This is a genomic window from Vibrio makurazakiensis (assembly GCF_050337375.1).
GTDB classification, from domain to species: domain Bacteria; phylum Pseudomonadota; class Gammaproteobacteria; order Enterobacterales; family Vibrionaceae; genus Vibrio; species Vibrio makurazakiensis.
The window spans coordinates 1-2,406 of sequence record NZ_JAKJSW010000376.1 but is presented as its reverse complement, the minus strand read 5'-3'; the positions used below and the strand labels follow the sequence as shown (position 1 = coordinate 2,406).

Here is a 2,406-nt window from a genome sequence, read left to right as displayed (position 1 = left end):
GCCCTACAGGTGACAGAAGCTGTTTGTCGTGAGAAACGTCCCCAGATTGCTGAAAAATTCCCGCCACTGAACCGGTTCTTAACTGGTTACGATCTCAAAAATGCCCTTGATGAAAATGATGACTCATTCAATTTAACTCGTGTTCTTTGTGGTGCAGAAGGTTCGTTAGCCTTTATTACAGAAGCTAAGTTAAATCTCACACCAATTCCAAAGGCTCGTACGCTCGTTAACGTTAAGTACAATACTTTTGACTCAGCACTACGTAACGCTCCGTTTATGGTAGAGGCAAGTGCACTGTCTGTTGAAACGATCGACTCACGAGTGTTGAACCTAGCTAAGCAAGATATTGTTTGGCATACGGTGAGTGACTTATTGGCCGATGTCCCAAACAAAGAAATGCTCGGTATTAACATGGTTGAGTTCGCGGGGCAAAATGAACAGGAAGTTGAACAACAAGTTCAAGCTCTAACGCAGCAACTAAGTCGAATGGTTGAAACGGAAGAGGCGGGCGTTATTGGCTTCCAAGTGTGCAGTGACTTAGCGAGCATTGGCCGCATTTACAATATGCGTAAGAAAGCGGTGGGCTTATTGGGCGCAGCTAAAGGGCGTGCTAAACCTGTTGCTTTTGCAGAAGATACCTGTGTACCTCCTGAAAATTTGGCTGACTTTATTGCTGAGTTTAGAGTGTTGCTCGATTCAAAGGAGCTTAACTATGGCATGTTTGGTCACGTTGATGCGGGCGTTCTTCATGTTCGCCCTGCGCTAGACTTATGCGACCCTCAGCAAGAAGCTTTGATGCACCAAGTATCTGACGAAGWGGTCAAGCTGGTCGCTAAATACGGTGGCTTAATGTGGGGTGAGCACGGTAAAGGTTTCCGTTCAGAATATGGACCTGACTTTTTCGGAGAAGAGCTTTTCACTGAACTAAGACGCATTAAATCTGCGTTCGATCCTCATAACAAAATGAACCCAGGGAAGATCTGTACACCGCTTGAAAGTGACGCTGAACTTGTGAAAGTCAGTGATATCAAACGTGGTTATTATGATCGCCAAATTGATGTCCAAGTCCGCGATAGCTTTAAGCAAGCGATGGAGTGTAACGGTAACGGTTTATGTTTCAACTACGACACTAGCTCCCCGATGTGTCCTTCCATGAAAGTGACAACTGATCGCCGTCATTCGCCAAAAGGCCGAGCAGGTTTAGTACGAGAATGGTTACGTCAGTTGACTGAACAGGGCATAGATATACTCGATCTAGAACAACAAGCGCTAAAAGATTCAACACCGATTAAAACGATGATTGAGCGTGTACGTAATAGCCTGAATAAACGTCATGAGTATGACTTTTCACATGAAGTTTATGATGCGATGAACGGGTKTTTAGCGTGTAAAGCGTGTGCTAGTCAGTGTCCAATCAAAGTCGATGTTCCTAGTTTCCGCTCTCGGTTCTTAAACCTTTATTATTCTCGTTATCAACGTCCTGCTAAGGATTACTTGGTTGCGAATATTGAAACGGTTTTACCTCTAATGGCTAAAGCTCCTAAAGTCGTGAATGCCGCATTGTCTCAAAAATGGGTTCAAAGCCTCACGGCGTCAACAGTCGGTTATGTCGACGCTCCGTTAATGTCAGTACCGACGCTGGATAAGCGATTAAGTGACAAGCAAATCACCACTTTCAACCTGCAAGAATTGGCAGGCTTATCAGCCGATGATAGAAAGCAGCATGTCATTATCGTACAGGACCCATTTACCAGTTAYTACGATGCAGAAGTCGTTGAAGACTTTGTTAAGTTGGCTCAGAAGGTCGGTAAAACACCAATTCTTCTACCGTTTAAACCTAATGGTAAAGCTCAACACATCAAAGGATTCCTGAGCAAGTTTGCAAAAAATGCTAAATCGACCGCTGAATTTTTAGCAATGGTCGCCGAACTTGATATTCCTTTGGTTGGCGTAGACCCAGCGTTAGTACTTTGTTACCGCGATGAATACTCGGAAGTGCTGGGCGCTGATCGTGGCGAATTTGATGTATTGACGGTACATGAGTGGTTGACTCCTTTACTTCTTGGTGTAGAGGCAAAGCAACCTTCACAGAGTGAGCCTTGGTATCTTTTTGCTCATTGCACAGAAAAGACCAAAATGCCTAATGCTGAAAAGGAGTGGGGGGCTATTTTTGCGCACTTTGGCGCAACGCTGAACACTGTACCGGTTGGGTGCTGTGGTATGGCGGGTACTTTTGGGCATGAGGTCGATAAGCTGCAAATGTCGAAAGATATTTATGGCTTAAGTTGGAAGCCGCAAATGGAATCACTACCCAAAGAGCGTTGCCTAGCGACGGGGTATTCTTGTCGAAGCCAGGTCAAACGTTTTGAAGGCGAAAAACTGGGTCATCCTCTACAAGCGTTAGCG

At 45.0% G+C, this 2,406-nt stretch carries 1 protein-coding gene; it reads left to right on the top strand.

Annotation, left to right across the window (positions count from 1 at the left end; genetic code table 11):
* On the top strand, nucleotides 1-2,406 hold a 2,406-nt coding region (locus L4C33_RS21560), incomplete at both ends, for an FAD-binding and (Fe-S)-binding domain-containing protein (RefSeq protein WP_428814434.1).